This is a genomic window from Enterobacter cloacae complex sp. SHL020, assembly GCF_049236945.1.
In the GTDB taxonomy this organism is placed as follows: domain Bacteria; phylum Pseudomonadota; class Gammaproteobacteria; order Enterobacterales; family Enterobacteriaceae; genus Enterobacter; species Enterobacter dykesii.
In genome coordinates this window covers 247,543-264,906 of the sequence record NZ_JBMKJF010000003.1, presented here as the reverse complement: position 1 = coordinate 264,906, position 17,364 = coordinate 247,543, and the positions used below count along the sequence as shown (strand labels likewise).

At 58.6% G+C, this 17,364-nt stretch carries 18 protein-coding genes; 2 read left to right on the top strand and 16 right to left on the bottom strand.

Annotated features, from left to right (window positions below):
- Nucleotides 1-138: 138 nt before the first annotated feature.
- From hpaA to hpaG, 8 genes are read right to left on the bottom strand one after another with little or no spacing between them, the layout of a single operon-like run.
- A complete protein-coding gene (gene hpaA, locus ACOTZB_RS10110) occupies nucleotides 139-1,071 on the bottom strand; it encodes a 4-hydroxyphenylacetate catabolism regulatory protein HpaA (RefSeq protein WP_421627027.1) in 933 nt (310 codons plus the stop codon).
- A gap of 9 nt (nucleotides 1,072-1,080) precedes the next feature.
- Complete coding sequence (gene hpaX, locus ACOTZB_RS10105; RefSeq protein ID WP_134866842.1) at nucleotides 1,081-2,433, bottom strand: 4-hydroxyphenylacetate permease; 1,353 nt, start codon at nucleotides 2,431-2,433, stop codon at nucleotides 1,081-1,083.
- 21 nt (nucleotides 2,434-2,454) lie between these two features.
- The gene (gene hpaI / locus ACOTZB_RS10100; protein WP_421627026.1) at nucleotides 2,455-3,252 is read right to left on the bottom strand and encodes a 4-hydroxy-2-oxoheptanedioate aldolase; all 798 of its coding nucleotides are present in this window, start codon (nucleotides 3,250-3,252) and stop codon (nucleotides 2,455-2,457) included.
- 10 nt (nucleotides 3,253-3,262) lie between these two features.
- Nucleotides 3,263-4,066 (bottom strand): 2-oxo-hept-4-ene-1,7-dioate hydratase, encoded by an 804-nt coding sequence (gene hpaH, locus ACOTZB_RS10095; RefSeq protein ID WP_039262280.1) that lies wholly within the window; start codon nucleotides 4,064-4,066, stop codon nucleotides 3,263-3,265.
- Nucleotides 4,067-4,114: 48 nt separating this feature from the next.
- Nucleotides 4,115-4,495 carry a 5-carboxymethyl-2-hydroxymuconate Delta-isomerase gene (locus ACOTZB_RS10090; protein ID WP_421627025.1) on the bottom strand — a complete coding sequence of 127 codons (381 nt, stop codon included), beginning with the start codon at nucleotides 4,493-4,495 and terminating at the stop codon, nucleotides 4,115-4,117.
- 9 nt (nucleotides 4,496-4,504) lie between these two features.
- On the bottom strand, nucleotides 4,505-5,356 hold the full coding sequence (hpaD, locus tag ACOTZB_RS10085) for a 3,4-dihydroxyphenylacetate 2,3-dioxygenase (RefSeq protein WP_126328895.1): 852 nt from the start codon (nucleotides 5,354-5,356) through the stop codon (nucleotides 4,505-4,507).
- A 2-nt stretch (nucleotides 5,357-5,358) separates the two neighbouring features.
- A complete protein-coding gene (gene hpaE / locus ACOTZB_RS10080; RefSeq protein ID WP_193805098.1) occupies nucleotides 5,359-6,825 on the bottom strand; it encodes a 5-carboxymethyl-2-hydroxymuconate semialdehyde dehydrogenase in 1,467 nt (488 codons plus the stop codon).
- Nucleotides 6,822-8,099, bottom strand: a complete 1,278-nt coding sequence (gene hpaG / locus ACOTZB_RS10075; protein WP_421627024.1) for a 4-hydroxyphenylacetate degradation bifunctional isomerase/decarboxylase — start codon at nucleotides 8,097-8,099, stop codon at nucleotides 6,822-6,824. Before hpaG ends, hpaE begins: the two co-directional genes overlap by 4 nt.
- 271 nt (nucleotides 8,100-8,370) lie before the next feature.
- Between hpaG and hpaR the strand changes: the two genes are divergently transcribed.
- Nucleotides 8,371-8,811, top strand: a complete 441-nt coding sequence (gene hpaR, locus ACOTZB_RS10070; protein ID WP_023334396.1) for a homoprotocatechuate degradation operon regulator HpaR — start codon at nucleotides 8,371-8,373, stop codon at nucleotides 8,809-8,811.
- 83 nt (nucleotides 8,812-8,894) lie between these two features.
- The gene (tsr, locus tag ACOTZB_RS10065; RefSeq protein WP_047651681.1) at nucleotides 8,895-10,559 is read left to right on the top strand and encodes a methyl-accepting chemotaxis protein; all 1,665 of its coding nucleotides are present in this window, start codon (nucleotides 8,895-8,897) and stop codon (nucleotides 10,557-10,559) included.
- A gap of 43 nt (nucleotides 10,560-10,602) precedes the next feature.
- Here tsr and ACOTZB_RS10060 read toward each other — a convergent pair whose 3' ends face one another.
- From ACOTZB_RS10060 to ACOTZB_RS10025, 8 genes are all read right to left on the bottom strand, one after another.
- Nucleotides 10,603-11,118, bottom strand: coding sequence for a GNAT family N-acetyltransferase (locus ACOTZB_RS10060; RefSeq protein WP_421627023.1), 516 nt, complete (start codon nucleotides 11,116-11,118; stop codon nucleotides 10,603-10,605).
- A complete protein-coding gene (gene opgB, locus ACOTZB_RS10055) occupies nucleotides 11,118-13,409 on the bottom strand; it encodes a phosphatidylglycerol--membrane-oligosaccharide glycerophosphotransferase (protein WP_421627022.1) in 2,292 nt (763 codons plus the stop codon). Before opgB ends, ACOTZB_RS10060 begins: the two co-directional genes overlap by 1 nt.
- A 270-nt stretch (nucleotides 13,410-13,679) precedes the next feature.
- Nucleotides 13,680-14,162: a DUF2501 domain-containing protein gene (locus ACOTZB_RS10050; protein ID WP_421627201.1), complete on the bottom strand. Its 483-nt coding sequence runs from the start codon at nucleotides 14,160-14,162 to the stop codon at nucleotides 13,680-13,682.
- Nucleotides 14,163-14,245: 83 nt separating this feature from the next.
- Entirely contained in the window at nucleotides 14,246-14,983 is a 738-nt protein-coding gene (dnaC, locus tag ACOTZB_RS10045; protein WP_013095461.1) for a DNA replication protein DnaC, read from the bottom strand.
- On the bottom strand, nucleotides 14,980-15,525 hold the full coding sequence (gene dnaT, locus ACOTZB_RS10040; RefSeq protein WP_029742210.1) for a primosomal protein DnaT: 546 nt from the start codon (nucleotides 15,523-15,525) through the stop codon (nucleotides 14,980-14,982). The genes dnaC and dnaT overlap by 4 nt, the downstream gene beginning before the upstream one ends.
- Before the next feature lie 136 nt (nucleotides 15,526-15,661).
- On the bottom strand, nucleotides 15,662-16,090 hold the full coding sequence (locus ACOTZB_RS10035) for an organic hydroperoxide resistance protein (RefSeq protein ID WP_116342363.1): 429 nt from the start codon (nucleotides 16,088-16,090) through the stop codon (nucleotides 15,662-15,664).
- An 83-nt stretch (nucleotides 16,091-16,173) separates the two neighbouring features.
- Nucleotides 16,174-16,626: a MarR family winged helix-turn-helix transcriptional regulator gene (locus ACOTZB_RS10030; RefSeq protein WP_033146484.1), complete on the bottom strand. Its 453-nt coding sequence runs from the start codon at nucleotides 16,624-16,626 to the stop codon at nucleotides 16,174-16,176.
- 41 nt (nucleotides 16,627-16,667) lie between these two features.
- Complete coding sequence (locus ACOTZB_RS10025; RefSeq protein ID WP_421627021.1) at nucleotides 16,668-17,309, bottom strand: TetR family transcriptional regulator; 642 nt, start codon at nucleotides 17,307-17,309, stop codon at nucleotides 16,668-16,670.
- Between the last annotated feature and the right edge of the window lie 55 nt (nucleotides 17,310-17,364).

The window sequence follows — 17,364 nt, the reverse complement described above, 5'->3', positions numbered from 1 at the left end:
TTGTTTTTGTTGTTTAATTGAAGCCTGAGAGGGGCGGAACGTGAAGGGACGATTGGGACAACGGCGGGTACTTTTCGCGAGAGATCGCAGAGTGTGATTTCCCTCACCCTAACCCTCTCCCAAAGGAAGAGGGGACGGTTACTCCCTCTCCCTTTGGGAGAGGGCCGGGGTGAGGGGAACAGGCGATACCGGTACTTTCTGCGCTCGATACGCGCTCGGCGAACACCCCACTAATCGGTTAAAAAACCGGGCAAAATAGGCCGGATCCTTAAATCCCAGCTGCCAGGCAATCTCGCTGACCGCGCTGTCGGAAAAGAGCAGCAAGCGTCTGGCCTCCCGCAGCTGGCGGTCGAAGATCAGCCGCTTCGGCGGGCGGTTGGCAAAGCGGCGGCAGATATCGGTCAGGCGGGATTCGGTCAGGTGCAGCTCGCTGGCGTATTCCGGCACCGTCCAGTGCTGGTGGTAATGAACGTCAATCAGCTGGGTAAAGCGCTGGAACAGCTTCAGCTCGCCGCGCATGCCGCCCGAAGCGTGGTCGTCGAGCTTCGCGTTGCGCAGCAGCAGGGTAAACACCGCCTGCGCCAGCAGGACCAGAGTATGTTCGCGCCCCGGCAGCTGTTCCGTGGATTCCCGGGCAATCAGTGGCCAGTAGTGCTTCAGCGCCGCCAGCTCGTCCGGCCTGTCGGCCAGCGAGAGGCAGATCCCCGGCAGGCCAAACGCTTCACGCGTGCCGGGGTAAAGCACCTCCAGCAGCGGCCAGATCAGATCCTCGCGCACCGTCAGCACGTGCCCGTCGCTGTCGGATTCGGTGATAAACGCGTGCGGTACCGATGGCGGCGTGAGGACGAACAGCGGGGCCTGCACCGAGTAGCGGTGATCGTCGAGCTGGAGTTCAATCTGCCCGGTATCGAGAAAGTGCATCTGAAAATACTGGTCGTGACGGTGCGCCTGCATGTCGCGGCCAAAAAAGGCCGCCATGCGCGCGAACGACTGGTAGTGCACGTCGTCGGTGCCCAGACTTTCGTCGTACTCCTTGCTGATGTCGATGTTGGTAATGGGGTTCTGGCACATGGCGGCTCCCTAGTGGATCTTCTGCGCCGCGATGCCCGGCTCGCGCTCAAGGCTTTCGCGCTGCGTCATCGGGATGCGCGTCAACACCAGCGCGCCGACCACCAGCAGCCCGGCCACGAACCACAGCCCGGAGCTGAAGCTGCCGGTTGCATCACGCAGAATGCCGATCAGCAGCGGGCTAACGGCGGATCCGACGTTGCCGATGGCGTTGATCACCGCCAGCGCCACCGCGCGGGACTGCAGGCTAATCACCCGATCCGGCGTGGTCCAGAATATGGCCATGGCGGTAAAGGATCCGGTTGAGGCCATAATGATGCCAAGCAGCTGGATCAGGCTGTGATCGGTGGCCGAGGCCAGCATCCATCCCGCCGCGGCGAACAGGTACGGCAGGATGGTGTGCTTTTTTCGCTCTTTCAGCCTGTCGGAGCGTCGGCTCCACCAGATCATCCCGAGAATGGTGCAAAACTGCGGGATCGCCGCCAGCAGGCCGATGACGATATTGCTGCTTCCCGTGTTGAAGCTTTGCAGGATCTGCGGCGTCCAGATGTTGATGGCGCTGAGCGTGTTGGTCAGGCAGAAGTAGGCCAGCGTGTAGAGCAGCACCGCCGGGGTCAGCACCTCGCGCAGCGTCGATCGCGGCGTGACGGACTGGGCAATGGCGACCTCCTGCTCGCGGGCGATCATCGTTTTCAGCGCCTGCTTTTCGTCATCATCCAGCCAGGTGGCCTGGTCAGGCGTGTCGTTGAGGTAAAACCAGGTCACCACGCCGAGCACCACCGACGGCAGCCCCTCGAGCAGGAACAGCCACTGCCAGCCCTTCAGGTTCCACAGCCCGTCCATCGCCAGAATGTAGCCGGAGAGGATCGAGCCGAGCATCATGGTCACCGGCATGGCGATCATAAACAGCGCGTTGGCGCGGGCGCGGTGATAGGCCGGGAACCACCAGGTGAGGTAGACCAAAATCCCCGGCAGGAAGCCCGCTTCGGCAATGCCCACCAGCATGCGCAGGACGTAGAGTGTTTCAGGGCTGGTGGCGAACATGGTGCAGGTGGAGGCGATGCCCCACACCACCATGATCCCGGCGATCCAGCGCCGCGCGCCGATCTTCGCCAGCATGATGTTGCTCGGGATCCCGCACAGCACGTAGGTGACGTAAAACAGCGTCGCGGCCAGGCCAAACATGGTCGACGTAAGGCCCAGATCTTTGCCCATCGTCAGCCCGGCAAAGCCGATGTTGATGCGATCGAGAAACGAAAAGACAAACAGGATAAAGAGAAAGACGATCAGGCGTCGGAACAGCTTGTTAATGGCGCGATGTTCAACAGCTTTATTATCATGAGTTTGCAGGGTAGAGGTCGTCATGGTGCGCTCCAGATCTTACGTTTAGTAGACGGATTTATTGTTATTAACTGACGTAACCGGTTGTTCGATAAAACGTGCCGCCAGCGCTTCGGCGCTGCGGGCGAGCAGGGTGGTGTCGACGCCGACGGCGACAAACAGCGCGCCAAGCTCGAGGTAGCGTTTCGCCAGCGGCTCGTTCGCCATCAGGATGCCGGGCGCTTTGCCCGCGCTGAGGATCTGCGCGATAGCCTGCTCGATGGCGGCCTGCACCTCCGGGTGCTGCGGATTGCCGGCAAAGCCCATGTCGGCGCTCAGATCCGCCGGGCCGATAAACACGCCGTCGACGCCTTCCACGTCCAGGATCTGCGGCAGATTTTTCAGCGCCTCGCGGGTTTCAATCTGTACCAGCACGCACATGGCGTCGTTGGCCTGCTGCAGGTAATCCGGAATGCGGTTCCAGCGCGACGCGCGTGCCAGGGCGCTGCCGACGCCGCGAATGCCGGCGGGCGGGTAGCGGGTAGAACGTACCGCCAGCCGCGCTTCGTCGGCGTTTTGCACCATCGGCACCAGCAGGGTTTGCGCCCCCACGTCCAGCAGCTGTTTTATCTGCACCGGATCGTTCCACGACGGGCGCACCACCGGCTGGCTGGGATAGGGCGCGATGGCCTGTAATTGGGTTAACACGGTCTGCACGCTGTTCGGCGCGTGCTCGCCGTCGATCAGCAGCCAGTCGAAGCCTGCTCCGGCCAGCAGTTCGGCGCTGTAGCTGCTGGTCAGCCCCAGCCATAAACCGATTTGCGGACGGCCCGCCTTCAGCGCCGCTTTGAATGCGTTTTGCATGGTTGCCTCCTTACACAAAGCGGCAGCTGATGGAGCCCATGTTGCCGTAGTCAACGTGGAAGGTGTCGCCTCTGCTGGCGGGCACCGGGCGTGTAAAGGAGCCGCCGAGAATAATCTGGCCGGGCTCAAGCTGCACGTCGTACGGTGCCAGCTTGTTCGCCAGCCACGCCACGCCGTTCGCCGGGTGGTTAAGCACGCCTGCGGCGACGCCGGTCTCTTCGATCACGCCGTTGCGGTAGAGCAGGGCGGAGATCCAGCGCAGATCCAGCTCGTCGGGCTTAATCGGACGACCGCCGAGGATCACCCCCGCGTTGGCGGCGTTATCGGAGATGGTGTCAAACACCTTGCGCGGGCGCTGGGTCTCCGGGTCAACGTTGTGGCAGCGGGCGTCGATCAGCTCCAGCGCGGGGATCACGTAGTCCGTAGCGTTGTAGACGTCGAAGATCGTGCAGTTCGGGCCGCGCAGCGGTTTTGCCAGCACGAAGGCCAGCTCCACTTCGATGCGCGGGACGATGAAGCGATCGACGGGAATATCGCTGCCGTCGTGGAAGAACATGTCGTCCAGCAGCGCGCCGTAGTCCGGCTCGCTAATCTGCGAGCTGGCCTGCATCGCTTTGGAGGTCAGGCCGATCTTGTGGCCCTTCAGCACGCGGCCTTCGGCAATCTTCAGGCTGACCCATTCGCGCTGGACGGCGTAGGCGTCGTCGATGGTGATCGTCGGGTAGTCAAGGGAGATCTGGCGGATCTGCTCCCGGGATTGTTCCGCCTGATGCAGACGATGGGCGATCAGGGTATGGGTATGTTTGTCGAGCATGGCGATATCCTGTTTTATATTTTTCTCCCCCTGGGAGAAGGGACGGGATTACTTAAACAGCGCGTGCACGTTGTTTTGTTTGTAATTGAGCGTCGGATGCAGCTCGTCCAGCTCGAACGAAAGCGCCAGATAGCGGCTCGCCATCAGCTCCGCAAAATGCGTTTTGATCAGCGCAAACAGCATCTCCCCCACGGCTTCGCGGCTCTCCAGGCTGCGCCCGGAACCAATCTTCAGCGTCATATGCACGAAGGCGTAATCGTGCCTGCCGTCGGCCATCTGCCAGGTGTCCAGCCAGTGGGCGCGGCTGCGGATGCCGCCGATGGGGAAGATGCCCGTGGCGGCGAGCGCCTCGTTCACTTTGGCAAACAGCCCCGGCAGGTCGGCCTGCTCGCGGATGTTGTCGGTACATTCAGCAATAAAGTGCGGCATGGTGACTCCTTACGCGGGCAGGGGGAAAACGGCGTTAACCTGGCCGGTACCGGAGCTGGCGAACAGCTCGGTGAGGAACTCCACCTTGCCGTCGTACTGGTCCCAGCCGAGCATCCCCAGCAGCATCACCGTGTCGTGCATGTTGCCCTCGCCGTAACAGTAGTCGGCGTACTCCGGCAGCATGCTGCAAAACTCTTTGAACTGCCCCTCGCGCCACAGCTTCACCACGCGCTCGTCCATCTGGCGGTCGAACTCGCGGGTGTAGCTGTTCATCCCTTCCTCGGCGCGCTGGTCGTCGATAAAGCGGTGCGACAGCGAGCCGCTGGCGAGCACCGCCACGGTGCCGTCGTATTTCTCAATGGCGCTGACGATGGCCTCGCCCAGCCTGCGGCTGTCGGCGAAGTCGTGAACCGTGCAGAACGCCGAAATAGAGACCACCTTGAAGTGCTTATCCGCGTTCATGTAGCGCATCGGCACCAGCGTGCCGTACTCCAGCTTCAGGCTCGGAATGTTGTGCGCTTTGGCGCGCACGCCGAGCTTCACCGCCTCGTCGGCGATGAGCTGGCCGAGTTCCGGATTGCCGTCGTAGTCGTAGGTCATGTCGCGGATAAAGTGCGGCAGCTCGTTGCTGGTGTAGACGCCCGAAAAATGGTCCGCACAGTTGATGTGGTAGGCGCTGTTCACCAGCCAGTGGGTGTCGAAGACGATAATGGTATCGACGCCCAGCTCCCGGCAGCGCTTGCTAATCTCTTTATGCCCGTCGATGGCGCCCTGGCGGCAGCCGTGGTTTTTGCCCGGCAGCTCGGAGAGGTACATCGACGGTACGTGGGTGATTTTTGCCGCTAACGCTAATTTACCCATGGTCAGATCCCCCACTTTGGAATCGGATGGTCGCCCATGGAGATGCAGACGTTCTTCATCTCCGCGAACACCTCGAAGCTATACTCGCCGCCCTCGCGGCCGGTGCCGGAGGCCTTCACGCCGCCAAACGGCTGGCGCAGGTCGCGCACGTTCTGGGTGTTCACAAACACCATGCCCGCTTCGATATTGCGCGCCAGGCGCAGCACTTTGCTGACGTCCTGGGTCCAGATATACGACGCCAGGCCGTACTCCACGTCGTTGGCCAGGCGCAGGCCTTCCGCTTCGTCCTTAAACGGCAGCAGGCAGGCCACCGGCCCGAAGATTTCTTCCTGCGCAACGCGCATGCGGTTGTCGACGTCCGCCAGCACGGTCGGGCGCAGGAAGTTGCCGCCCTTCAGGTGCGCAGGCAGGTCGGTCGGTTTGTCCGGGCCGCCCGCCAGCAGGGTCGCGCCCTCTTCAATGCCGAGGCGGATGTAGCCGGAGACTTTTTCCCAGTGCTGCTGGCTGATGAGCGCGCCAATCTGGGTGTTCGGATCGGTCGGGTCGCCCACGCGCAGGCGGTTGGCGCGCTCGGCAAAGCGCTTCACGAATTCCGGGTAGATGCTCTGCTGGATAAAGATGCGCGAGCCGGCGGTGCAGCGCTCGCCGTTGATGGAGAAGATGGTGAACAGGGCGGCGTCCAGCGCGCGCTCGATGTCGGCATCTTCAAAAATCAGCACCGGGGATTTGCCGCCCAGCTCCATGGAGTACTTCTTCAGCCCGGCGTTTTTCATGATGTTGCGCCCGGTGGCGGTGCCGCCGGTGAAGGAGACGGCGCGCACGTCGTGATGGCGCACCAGCGCGTCGCCCGCCGTTGCGCCGTAGCCCTGCACCACGTTGAGCACGCCCGCCGGAATGCCCGCCTCCAGCGCCAGCTCGCCCAGACGGTCGGCGGTCAGCGGGGAGAGTTCAGACATTTTCAACACCGCGGTGTTTCCGAGTGCCAGGCACGGCGCGACCTTCCAGGTGGCGGTCATAAACGGCACGTTCCACGGCGACACCAGCGCGCAGACGCCCACCGGCTGCACCAGGGTGTAGTTGAGCATCTTGTCGTCAACCGGGTAGGTTTTGCCGTTCATCTGCTGGCACACCTCGGCGAAAAATTCGAAGTTGTGCGAGGCGCGCGGAATGAGCACGTTTTTGGTCTGGTGGATCGGCAGCCCGGTATCGGCGGTTTCCATCGCGGCGATCTCCGGGACGTTCTGGTCGATCAGATCCCCCAGACGGCGCATCAGGCGCGCGCGCTCCTTCATCGGCAGGTTAGCCCACTTCGGGAACGCCTCTTTGGCGGCGGCGACGGCCTGGTGAATTTCAGCCTCACCGCCGGCGGCGACTTCCGCTAATACCTCGCCGGAGGCCGGGTTGGTTGTGTGGAAGTACTCGCTTCCGGCGACGTTTTTACCGTTGATCCAGTGGTTAATCTTTTTCATTTTGCAGTCTCCTCGCTGACAATTCGGTTCACCAGGCGTCCCACGCCCTCCACTTCCACCACCACCTCATCGCCCGGCACCACGTCGGACAGCCCCTTCGGCGTGCCGGTGGCAATCATGTCGCCCGGCTGCAGGGTCATAAAATCGCTCAGGTACGCAATCAGGAACGGAATGCTGAAGATCAGATCCGCCGTGGTCCCTTCCTGGCGCAGCTCGCCGTTGACGAAGGTGCGCAGGGCGAGGTTGTGCGGGTCGGGAATGGCCGCTTTCGGCACGATGTGGGGGGAAATGGGGGTCAGCCCGTCGCGGCTTTTCACCCTCAGGTTCGGGCGGTAGTAGTTTTCCAGGTAGTCGCGGATGGCGTAGTCGTTGCAGACCGTATAGCCCGCAACATAGTCCATCGCCTCGGCTTCGCTGACCTTGCGGGCGGTTTTACCGATGACCACCACCAGCTCCGCTTCGTAATGCATGTATTCGATATTGTTCGGGCGCACCGACGTCTGGCCGTCGCCGTTGAAGGTGTTTGGCGCTTTGATAAATACCAGCGGCTCGGTGGGCGGCTTGAAGTCCAGCTCGCTGGCGTGATCGGCATAGTTCAGACCGAGGGCAAACAGCGTGGCGTGCGGCGGCGTGCTGTGCGCAATAGTGACGCTACGCTCATCCACCACCGGGTTTTCCAGCGGCGGAAAACCTTCTGCCAGAATGCGCACGCGATCGCCCGGGCGGATCTCAACGCGGCTTTGCGGGGTGCCGAGCAGGATCGCATCGCCGGGATTGAGGGTGGCGAACTCGCTCAGGGCGCTCAGCAGTTCGGCGGCGTTACGCTGAAGATCGGCCGTGCTCCAGTGGTCCGCTTCGCGACCGTTGATCTCGGTGATGATCGTCAGGTTATCCACGTTATCAACGGCGACCAGTTCGCCGAGCGGGCAAAATCCGTCCCGGCATTTGGCCTTGATGGCCGGGCGGTAGAAGCTCTCTTCCGGCAGGCTCACCTCGTTGGCGAGCGCATATCCCGCGATGTACTCCGCGGCGTCCTCCGGGCGCACCTTGCTGGCGGTTTTGCCCACCACCAGCGCCACCGTCGCGCCGCTCAGCACCGTTTCCCCGTGCGGGAAAGGGATCGGCTCGCCCGCGCGAATCACCGTGTTATGCGGTTTGATAAACCACACCGCCGTTTTCGGCGGCGTGTTGTAGGGGGCTTTTTCAAAGGCCTCACGCCAGGCTTCGCGCTGGCTTTGATGGTTGAGGGCGACGGCAAAAACGGTACCTTTCATTCATATACTCCTCACCCCGGCGGTCCGGGTTGTGATTTCATTAATATGTTAATGATCTGGTTTTATGCTTTTGCTGTTTATTTCGCAATCAGAAGTGAAAGATTTGTGATGGGAATAACAATAAATTTACATTCTGTGATTTGTTTATAGTAAAATCAAATAGTTAATAAAATTATTGGGTTTCTGTTAGACTTTTTGACGGAAAACGTGTTGTTTATAAAAGCATCTTTTAGTGATTGTTTACTTGTTAATGATGTTAAGGGGAAAGGCTATGCATGATTCATTAACCATCGCGCTGCTGCAGGCGCGGGAAGCGGCGATGTCGTACTTCCGCCCGATCGTGAAGCGCCATAACCTGACCGAGCAGCAGTGGCGCATTGTGCGCGTGCTGGCTGAACATCCGTCGATGGATTTTCACGATCTGGCGTTTCGCACCTGCATCCTGCGCCCGAGCCTGACGGGCATTCTGACACGGATGGAGCGCGACGGCCTGGTGCTGCGCTTAAAGCCGGTGAACGACCAGCGCAAGCTGTACGTGTCGCTAACCAAAGAGGGGAATGCGCTGTATGAACACGCCCAGGCGCAGGTCGAAGAGGCGTATCAGCAGATCGAGGCGGAATACACGCCGGAGAAGATGAAACAGCTGACGGCGCTGCTGGAAGAGTTTATTGAACTCGGAAACCGGCATAACGCAGCGCGGGAAGAAGAGTAAAAACCACAAATTCCAGGATGATTTTCGTAAAGTTTTCCCTTTCCAGGCCGAAAATTCTGTATCTGTCTGAGGAAAGAGAAAACATGTTAAACCGTATCAAGATTGTCACCAGCTTAATGCTGGTTTTAGCGATATTTGGCCTTTTACAACTCACATCCGGTGGTCTTTTCTTTAATGCCCTTAAGAATGACAAAGAGAATTTCACCGTCCTGCAAACCATTCGCCAGCAACAATCCACGCTGAACGCCAGCTGGGTCGCGTTGCTGCAAACCCGTAATACCCTGAACCGTGCGGGTATCCGCTACATGATGGATCAGAGCAATATCGGCAGCGGCGCGACCGTTAACGATTTGATGCAAATCGCGTCTACGTCTCTGAAACAGGCGGAAAAAAACTGGGCTGCCTACGAAGCCCTGCCGCGCGATCCGCGTCAAAGCGATGCGGATGCCATGGAGATCAAGCGTAACTATGATATTTACCACGGCGCGCTGGCGGAGCTGATTCAGCTGCTGGGTGCCGGCAAAATCAACGCCTTCTTCGACCAGCCGACCCAGAGCTATCAGGACGGTTTTGAGAAGCAGTACGTGAGCTACCTGCAGCAGAACGACAAGCTGTATCAGACGGCGGTCGAAGACAGCAACAGCTCCTACAGCCAGGCTATCTGGGTGCTGATTAGCGTCCTGATTGCCGTGCTGGTAGTGATCGTGGCCGTCTGGCTCAACATCAAGCAGACGCTGATCTCTCCGCTGAATCGTCTGATCGACAACATTCGCCATATCGCCAGCGGCGACCTGGTGAAGCGTATTGAAGTTCAGGGCACCAACGAGATGGGTGAACTGGCCGACTCGCTGCGCCATATGCAGGGCGAGCTGGTGCGTACCGTCGGCGACGTGCGTAACGGCGCGAACGCTATCTACAGCGGCGCGAGCGAAATTGCGATGGGCAATAACGACCTCTCCTCCCGTACTGAACAGCAGGCCGCTTCCCTGGAAGAGACCGCTGCCAGCATGGAGCAGCTGACGGCGACCGTTAAGCAGAACGCCGAAAACGCCCGTCAGGCGAGCCATCTTGCGCTGAGCGCCTCTGAAACCGCGCAGAAAGGCGGCAAAGTGGTGGATAACGTGGTGCAGACCATGCGCGATATCGCGGGAAGTTCGCAGAAAATTGCCGACATTATTAGCGTGATCGACGGCATTGCCTTCCAGACCAACATTCTGGCACTGAACGCGGCGGTAGAAGCGGCGCGTGCGGGCGAGCAGGGTCGTGGTTTTGCGGTGGTGGCAGGTGAAGTGCGTAACCTGGCCCAGCGCAGCGCCCAGGCAGCACGCGAGATCAAGAGCCTGATTGAAGACTCCGTGGGCCGCGTGGAAGTAGGCTCAACACTGGTAGAAAGCGCCGGTGAAACCATGGGTGAGATCGTGAACGCGGTGACCCGCGTAACGGACATCATGGGTGAAATTGCCTCTGCGTCTGACGAGCAGAGCCGCGGTATCGACCAGGTGGGTCTGGCGGTAGCTGAGATGGATCGCGTGACCCAGCAGAACGCCTCGCTGGTTGAGGAATCTGCCGCAGCCGCCGCCGCACTGGAAGAGCAGGCGAGCCGTCTGACTCAGGCCGTGGCGGTGTTCCGCATTCAGCAGGAGCAGATGAAAGCGCGCGAGTTCGCTGCGGCTAAAGCGGTTTCCACGCCGGTGATGGCGCGTAAAACCGCGACGGCCGATTCAGGCGATAACTGGGAAACGTTCTAATCCTGCGCGTTGTGCCGGGTGGCGGCTACGCCACTCGGCAATATTACAGAGGCAGGCGCATGGCGCAGCGCGTTTTATACGCTAAGCCGTGCGCTGCTTCTTCTTCCCGTTTTTCACGCAGTTCAGGCGTGAGTTCAGCTACGTATTCAAACCCCAGCTTTGCATAGAACAGTGCGTTCCACGGTACGTCCCGGAACGTCGTCAACGTTAGCGACGCCAGCCCCAGCGTGCGGGCATGGTCAGCCGCACGGGCGATGAGCTGCCGGCCAATCCCCTTTCCCTGCCAGTCCAGATCAACCGAAAGCTCGACAATAAACAGCGACGAAGAGTGCGCTTCGGCAAGGATAAACCCGATGGGCTGGTCGTTCGCCAGCGCCAGCCAGCTTAGCCCACGTTTGGCATACTCAAGGTGCTGCTCAGCGGAAATGACCTCGCCGTCGGCAAGCCAGGCGAGCTCCGCGACTTCACGAAAGCGCTCGCCCGCCGCGCGTTCAATGGCGGGCAGGGCTGTAACGTCGCCGGGACGCGTGGGACGGACGGTGAGGTTAGGGTCGACCATTAGCCTGCGCGACTCACAATTTTGATTTCAACCATGCCGATCCCGAGCTCGCGCGGTGAGTGCCCAAGGATATTCCCCTCGTTCGTGGACTGCGGGTCCGGCGGCACGATCACCAGGGTATTGCTGCGCGAAGGATTCTCAAAATGCAGCGTCTGCGTGCTCACGTCGTTCCCGAGCGTCAGCGTCTGCTCCCGATCGCCCACGCGCACGGGCACGGGCTTGTTAGCGTTAGGGCCATACGCTCTGGCGGTGATCACCAGGTCGAACTGTTCCGGCAGGGGATGGGCGTACTCAATTTTTACCTCGTTGCCCAGCTGCGCGTTGGACCAGCGCCCCCACGACTCCGGACGCGAGATGCCGCTAAACTGCTTCACTTCCTCGGGCGCGCCGGCCACGTTAAAGATAAAACTATCCGCTTTGTAGCGAATATCGTTATCGCTGATTTTCAGCATGTCGATGTTGTGCTGATAGCGCGCGGTATCAATCACCGTATCGTTGAACGTGGTTTTGCCTTTCCACTGCGCCTTATCCACGTGCTGCACGGTTTGCTCCCCGCCGAGCTGGCCCTGAGAGACACACCAGTCGGTAGAAAGCGCCAGCGGCTGCGACCAGAGCTGGCCCATTTTGTAACACCTGTCGACCCAGACGAAATTATCGCGTGGGGCAAAATCGGCCAACTGATAGCGCAGCGGCGCGGAATATTCGCTTTCCGGCAGCGGCTCGACCCGCCCCTCCGACACGCGCACCAGCAGCGGCAGACGGAAGCTGCTGCCCGAGAAGGCAATCGTGTTTTTATCCCGATCGACGGTGAAGTCCTTCATCTCTTTCGGGAAGTTCCACAGGCGAATAATGTCTGGCTTCCAGGCGAGGATTTTATCCTTCATGTTGAGAAACACTTCCGACAGGGATTGCCCCGACAGCGTGCTGCGGCCAAGGCCAATAAAGTTGTCGCCGCCCAGAATGTCCAGCACGGTTGCGCCGTTATCCATGGAGTTGCGTTTGGTGGCAATTAGCTCCTGCTGCGGCTGGTCGCCGCGCAGGACGAAGAACAGGTTGCTGCGATCCTGCTTGTTGAGCCGATCCCAGGCGCTGTTTTTCATCGCCAGATGGTCAGACGAAACGACGATGACGGTGTTTTTAAACCAGGGCGAGGCTTTGATTTTCTCGACCAGCGCGGCAATGTGCTCCTGGCTGCAGGTGACGGCGCTGAAGGACTTGTTGCTTTTGCCGTCCACGTCATAGCTTTTGCGTTTACAGCTGCGCGAGACGAACCCGTCCGGATGGTGGGTGTCCACCGTCAGCGCAAAAAGGGAGAAACGCTTGCCCGTGCGGGAAAGCTCCTCGAATTTCTTCCAGGTTTCGTCGAGTACCGTATCATCATAGAAGCCCCAGTCGTTACGGTAGCTCGGATCGGCAACCGTCGCTTTTAACTCTTCTGAGCCATACAGGTGGTCAAAACCGTGGGATTTCAGGAACACGTCTTTTCCGGCAAAGCGCAGGTTTGCCCCCTGAACGAAATAGTTTTCGTAGCCGGAGTTTTTCAGGATATCGCCGAGGCAAATATTCTGCGGGAAGAACGTCGACATCGAGGCTGAGGCGTTACCTTCAAAAGGCGCGAACAGCGGGATACCGCACTGGGAGGCAACCATCCCGGCAATCGTATAATCCGTACCGGGCAGCTGCATGGTGTGGCTGAAATCGAGCCCTTCGTTTTTCAGCGCGCCCAGGTCTGGCGTCAGGTTCGGGAAGGCATCGTTATCAAAGTACGTGCGCTCCAGGCTTTCACCGTAGATGTAGACCAGATTGAGCTTCGGGTTGGCGATTGTTTTCGACGGTTCTTTGTAGTAAGCCGCGAAATCCGGATCGCCATCGCGCGACTGGGATTTCACCAGCTCGGCGATCTGATGGAACGCCGGGCTGGCGTCGACGGAGGCCAGCGCCAGGAATAACGCCAGCAGGCTGTAGCCATGATGGTGCGGAAGATGGCGACGTCGACGCAGCACCCAGGCCAGCGCGCCAAAAATCGTCACCAGCGCGGCGATAAGGCCGAGCCCAGGAAGAATGTATTTGCCGACGCCCGCGCCCGTCAGGCTGTTCGTCAGCGTATAGAGAACCGCATCGTTAATACCGTCACCGGTAAAGTAGTCGCTGGCATATAAGGTAATGTTTAGAATAATAAAAATGCCGAGTACCACCAGCGTGGCGATAAACCACCAGGTGTGACGGCCGGCTTTCCAGGCGTAAACGCCGACAGAAGCCAGAAAAAGGATAAGAGACATGAATTCTGACAACAGCATATCCTCATGACGCCAGGTGCTTCGCTGGCTAACTGTTTATTTTTTGGGTCATACAATGTAATTGCGATGTCGTAAAGCTGCAATTTTAGTGTCACGAAAGTGTGCTGTTGTTAGGATTTGGTTTATAAAATCGTTTTTATGAAGAAGGTCGCATCCTGACAAACGGACGCTGAGACGGTGGCAGGTGGGAAAAAGGCTCGTTTAGCGCCGCGCTGCAAGACTATCGCATTAAACGCGGCGTGTTGTGGCAGAAAATGGGGTGGCTCAGGAGAGGAAATTAACGCCTTGTTTCAGCACCAGATCGCAGGCTTTGGTTTTCACCTGTTTAGCCAGAGAAGAGTTGTCGAGGGTGCTCAGATTCAGCTGCTGGCCGTTTTGCGCGTTAAGCAGACCCTGAATGCCATCCATATAGTTGGTGTCCGCTTTCTGCTCCTGGGTATCCAGACCCAGTTTACCCAGCACCTGATTTTTCACGTTTTGCGCGTCGGTCACTGAGGCCAGCTTTTGCTTCGCACAATATTCCAGAATCCCCGCCGCGTTGTTCATCGTGCCCGCGCTAAGGCTCTGAGAGCTGTTGCCCAGCAGGCTGGTGAGGGAAGAGGCGGAGAGTCCACCCTGAGAGCTGCTGCTCTCTTTGGTCAGCTCATTTGCTGCGCTTGACAGGGACTCCTGCCAGGACGCCGCTTGCGCTATGCCGGTCACCAGCAGCGCGCCTAAAAAAGTGCTGATTAGAATCTGTTTTTTCATCATGGCTCTCTCAAAAAGGTCCGTTTTGGGCCGAAGGGGTTCCAGTATATACCTATGCCCTGACGGCGATTCCTGGAACTGTCTTAATACTCTTTGCCGGTAACGCGGCTGCGGTAACTTTCCCAGTCGAAGATGACATAAAGACTGTTACCCAGCTTCATGCGGTCCATGACGCGCTCTCCCAGCAGGCGGGTCATCTCGTCAATGTTGTGGTTCGTCAGCATGCCGGTAGGGCGTTTGGACGAGGAGCGGCGATCGACAATCTGGTTGATGATCACTTTTTCATAGCGGGATTCAGTCTGAACGCCAATCTCGTCGATGACCAGTAAATCGACATTACTCAGATCGTTAAGCAGCTGTTCTTCGCTGGTTTCGCGGTTGCTGAAGGTATCTTTCATCGCGGACATGATATCGGCCACGGTGATGATAAGAACCGATTTACCCCGCAGAAGCAGCTCGTTGCAGATAGCGGCTGCAAGGTGGTTTTTTCCGGTGCCCGGCTTGCCGCTAAAGATGAAGCTGGCGATATTGCCGTCGAATTCATCCACGTACTGACGGGCGGCGGCAAGGGCGTTCATCTGCCCGTTGGTCTCGATTTTATAGTTATCGAACGAGCAGTTCTGGTGCAGGGGACGGATACCGGAACGGTTAAAGGTGCGCTGCATTTTCATCGCCCGGTTTTCCCGGGCGAGCGCGGCTGCGCGGATCTCTCCTTGCTCTTTTTGCCACGCCAGAAGCTCTTCACCCGTGGTGAACGCGGGCTTCACGTTGGCAGGCATCATTTTTTGCAGACGTTTCATCAGGTCGCCGACGTTCTTCATTTCGCACCTCGGAATCCGCTGGGGATCTGTTTATCCGGTTCTGAAAACGCGTTGATATCGCGTTTGGGCTGGCCGTTGTTGCCGGCGCGGGTAATTTGAAGATGGCGCGCGAGCTTTTGCTGCCACTGAATATGGGTGAAGACTTTACCTTCCGCCTGCCACCAGGCGGTAAACGCGGCGAGCTCTTCCGCGGTGGCCGGTTGGGTTAACGCAATGCCCCACAGCGCGGCCTGCCGCTGAAAATCCGCATCCGGCTGCCAGCCCGCGTAAAGGGCAAATTTTCCCATCGGAACGGTCACGGGGACGTTGACCGGTTCATCAAAGAACTGGTTGTCCAGCGTGATATCGCTCGCCGGGCGCGACAGTTGCGCTTCGATCTCCAGAAGCTGTGCCAGGCGTTCCGGCGTGATTGCGTAGAACGCCGGCGCGTTGTCGGCAAAAACCGCAACCGTGCCGCCTTCGGCATGGGTCAACACACCGCGTGGGTCGCGCATAAAGGCATCAATGCCAGCAATGCTGGTGGTCAGAATTCTGGAGGACATAACGCTTACTCTACTGATTACTACGGGCGTGATATGGGCTTATGGTAGCACAGAGAGAGGAAAGGGAAGGAGGGGTAAAGTGCGGGCTGGTGCCCTCACCCTGACCCTCTCCCACAGGGAGAGGGAACAGAAGGGATTACGCGATGATATTCAGGGTCACGTCGATGTTGCCGCGGGTCGCGTTAGAGTATGGGCAAACAATGTGCGCCGCATCGACCAGCTTTTTGGCTTCCGCGGGATCCATACCCTCAACGTGGATGTTCAGTTTTGCCTCGATACCAAAACCGGTTGGCAGCGGACCAATACCCACTTCTCCTTCAATAAAGGCATCTTTTGGCAGGGTGAATTTGTCGCGTGCGGCCACGAACTTCATCGCGCCCAGGAAGCAGGCAGAGTAGCCCGCAGCAAACAGCTGCTCAGGGTTCGTTGCTTCTCCGCCCATGCCGCCCATCTCTTTTGGCACGCCCAGTTTTACGTCCAGTACACCATCGGAAGAGGTCGCGCGGCCATCACGGCCACCGGTTGCTTTTGCTTTGGCGGTATAAACTACTTTTTCTAAAGACATGGCAGGTTCCTCATCTTGCTTCAATGTGTGCTATTAAATAGCGTACGATATATATGGGTAATAATAACTCGTAAAGTATAGCTTTACGCGCGGTGTAGCTGTTGTCGCAAAAGTTCGAGCTGCTGTTTGAGCGCCAGCAAAGTGTCGGTATCACACTGTGCTGCGCAACCCACCGCATGGGGAATACCCAATGCCTGCTGCTGCAGTTCACGTCCCGCTTCACTCAGGGTGACGGCGACCTGACGTTCGTCTTTGCGCGAGCGGTGACGGTTGATTAACCCGCCGCTTTCCAGCCGTTTTAACAGCGGCGTCAGGGTCGCAGAGTCCAGAAACAGGCGTTCGCCGATGTCCGACACCGTGACGTCATCCTGCTCCCACAGCACCAGCATCACCAGGTATTGCGGGTAAGTCAGGTTCAGCGGTGCCAGCAGTTGCCGGTACAGCTTATTAAGCGCCAGATTTGCCGAATAGAGGGCAAAGCAGAGCTGGTTATCCAGCTTGAGCGCAGCGGTTGCGTCGTTCGTTTTCGCGTTCATGAGATGAATATAGATAGTGTGCGATTTAATTGCAAGCAATTTTATGGGCAGGTGTAGCGGAGCGCCACCTGAACGGCCATTTTGCGGTAGTGCTGGCGCTGAGCCTGTTCGTCCGCTCCGTCTTCAAACAGGAGCGTGAAGGTGTAACTGTTGGCAACGTAGTGAAAGCTGAAGCTGCTTATCAGGCGGTGAAGATCGCGGGCGTCAACCGTCTGGCAGAAGAGCTGCTTTTCTTTGCCCCGGTGCAGGATGCCCTCCAGCAGGTCGAGCGCGCTACGGTTGACCTGGCGAAGATAGCTCGATTGCTGCATAAAGCGGCCGCGCTGCATGTTTTCCATGCAGATAATCCGGATGTAGTCCGGATGGTCGGCATGATAGTCAAAGGTGGCTTCAACCAGGTTCACCAGCGCTTCGACGGGGGGCATTCCCGCCAGGCTTAGCGCTTTTTCACTGGCGCGAATCTGGGTGTAAACATGTTCCAGAACCAGGAGATAGAGATTCTCTTTATTCTTAAAATGGTAAACCACCATGCGTTTGGTGGTACCCGCTTTTTCCGCGATCTGCTCCATACGGGCACCGTTCAATCCATACTCGGCAAAAAGCGCGATGGCGCTCTGAAAAATTTTCTCTTTCAGGCTGGATTCTTCGCTGTGCTCGAGGTGTTCGCTGCCAGGGTTAGCCACATCCTTTCCTTATTTTCACCAAACGGACCAGAAGGATTATCTCCATGGCAGCGAA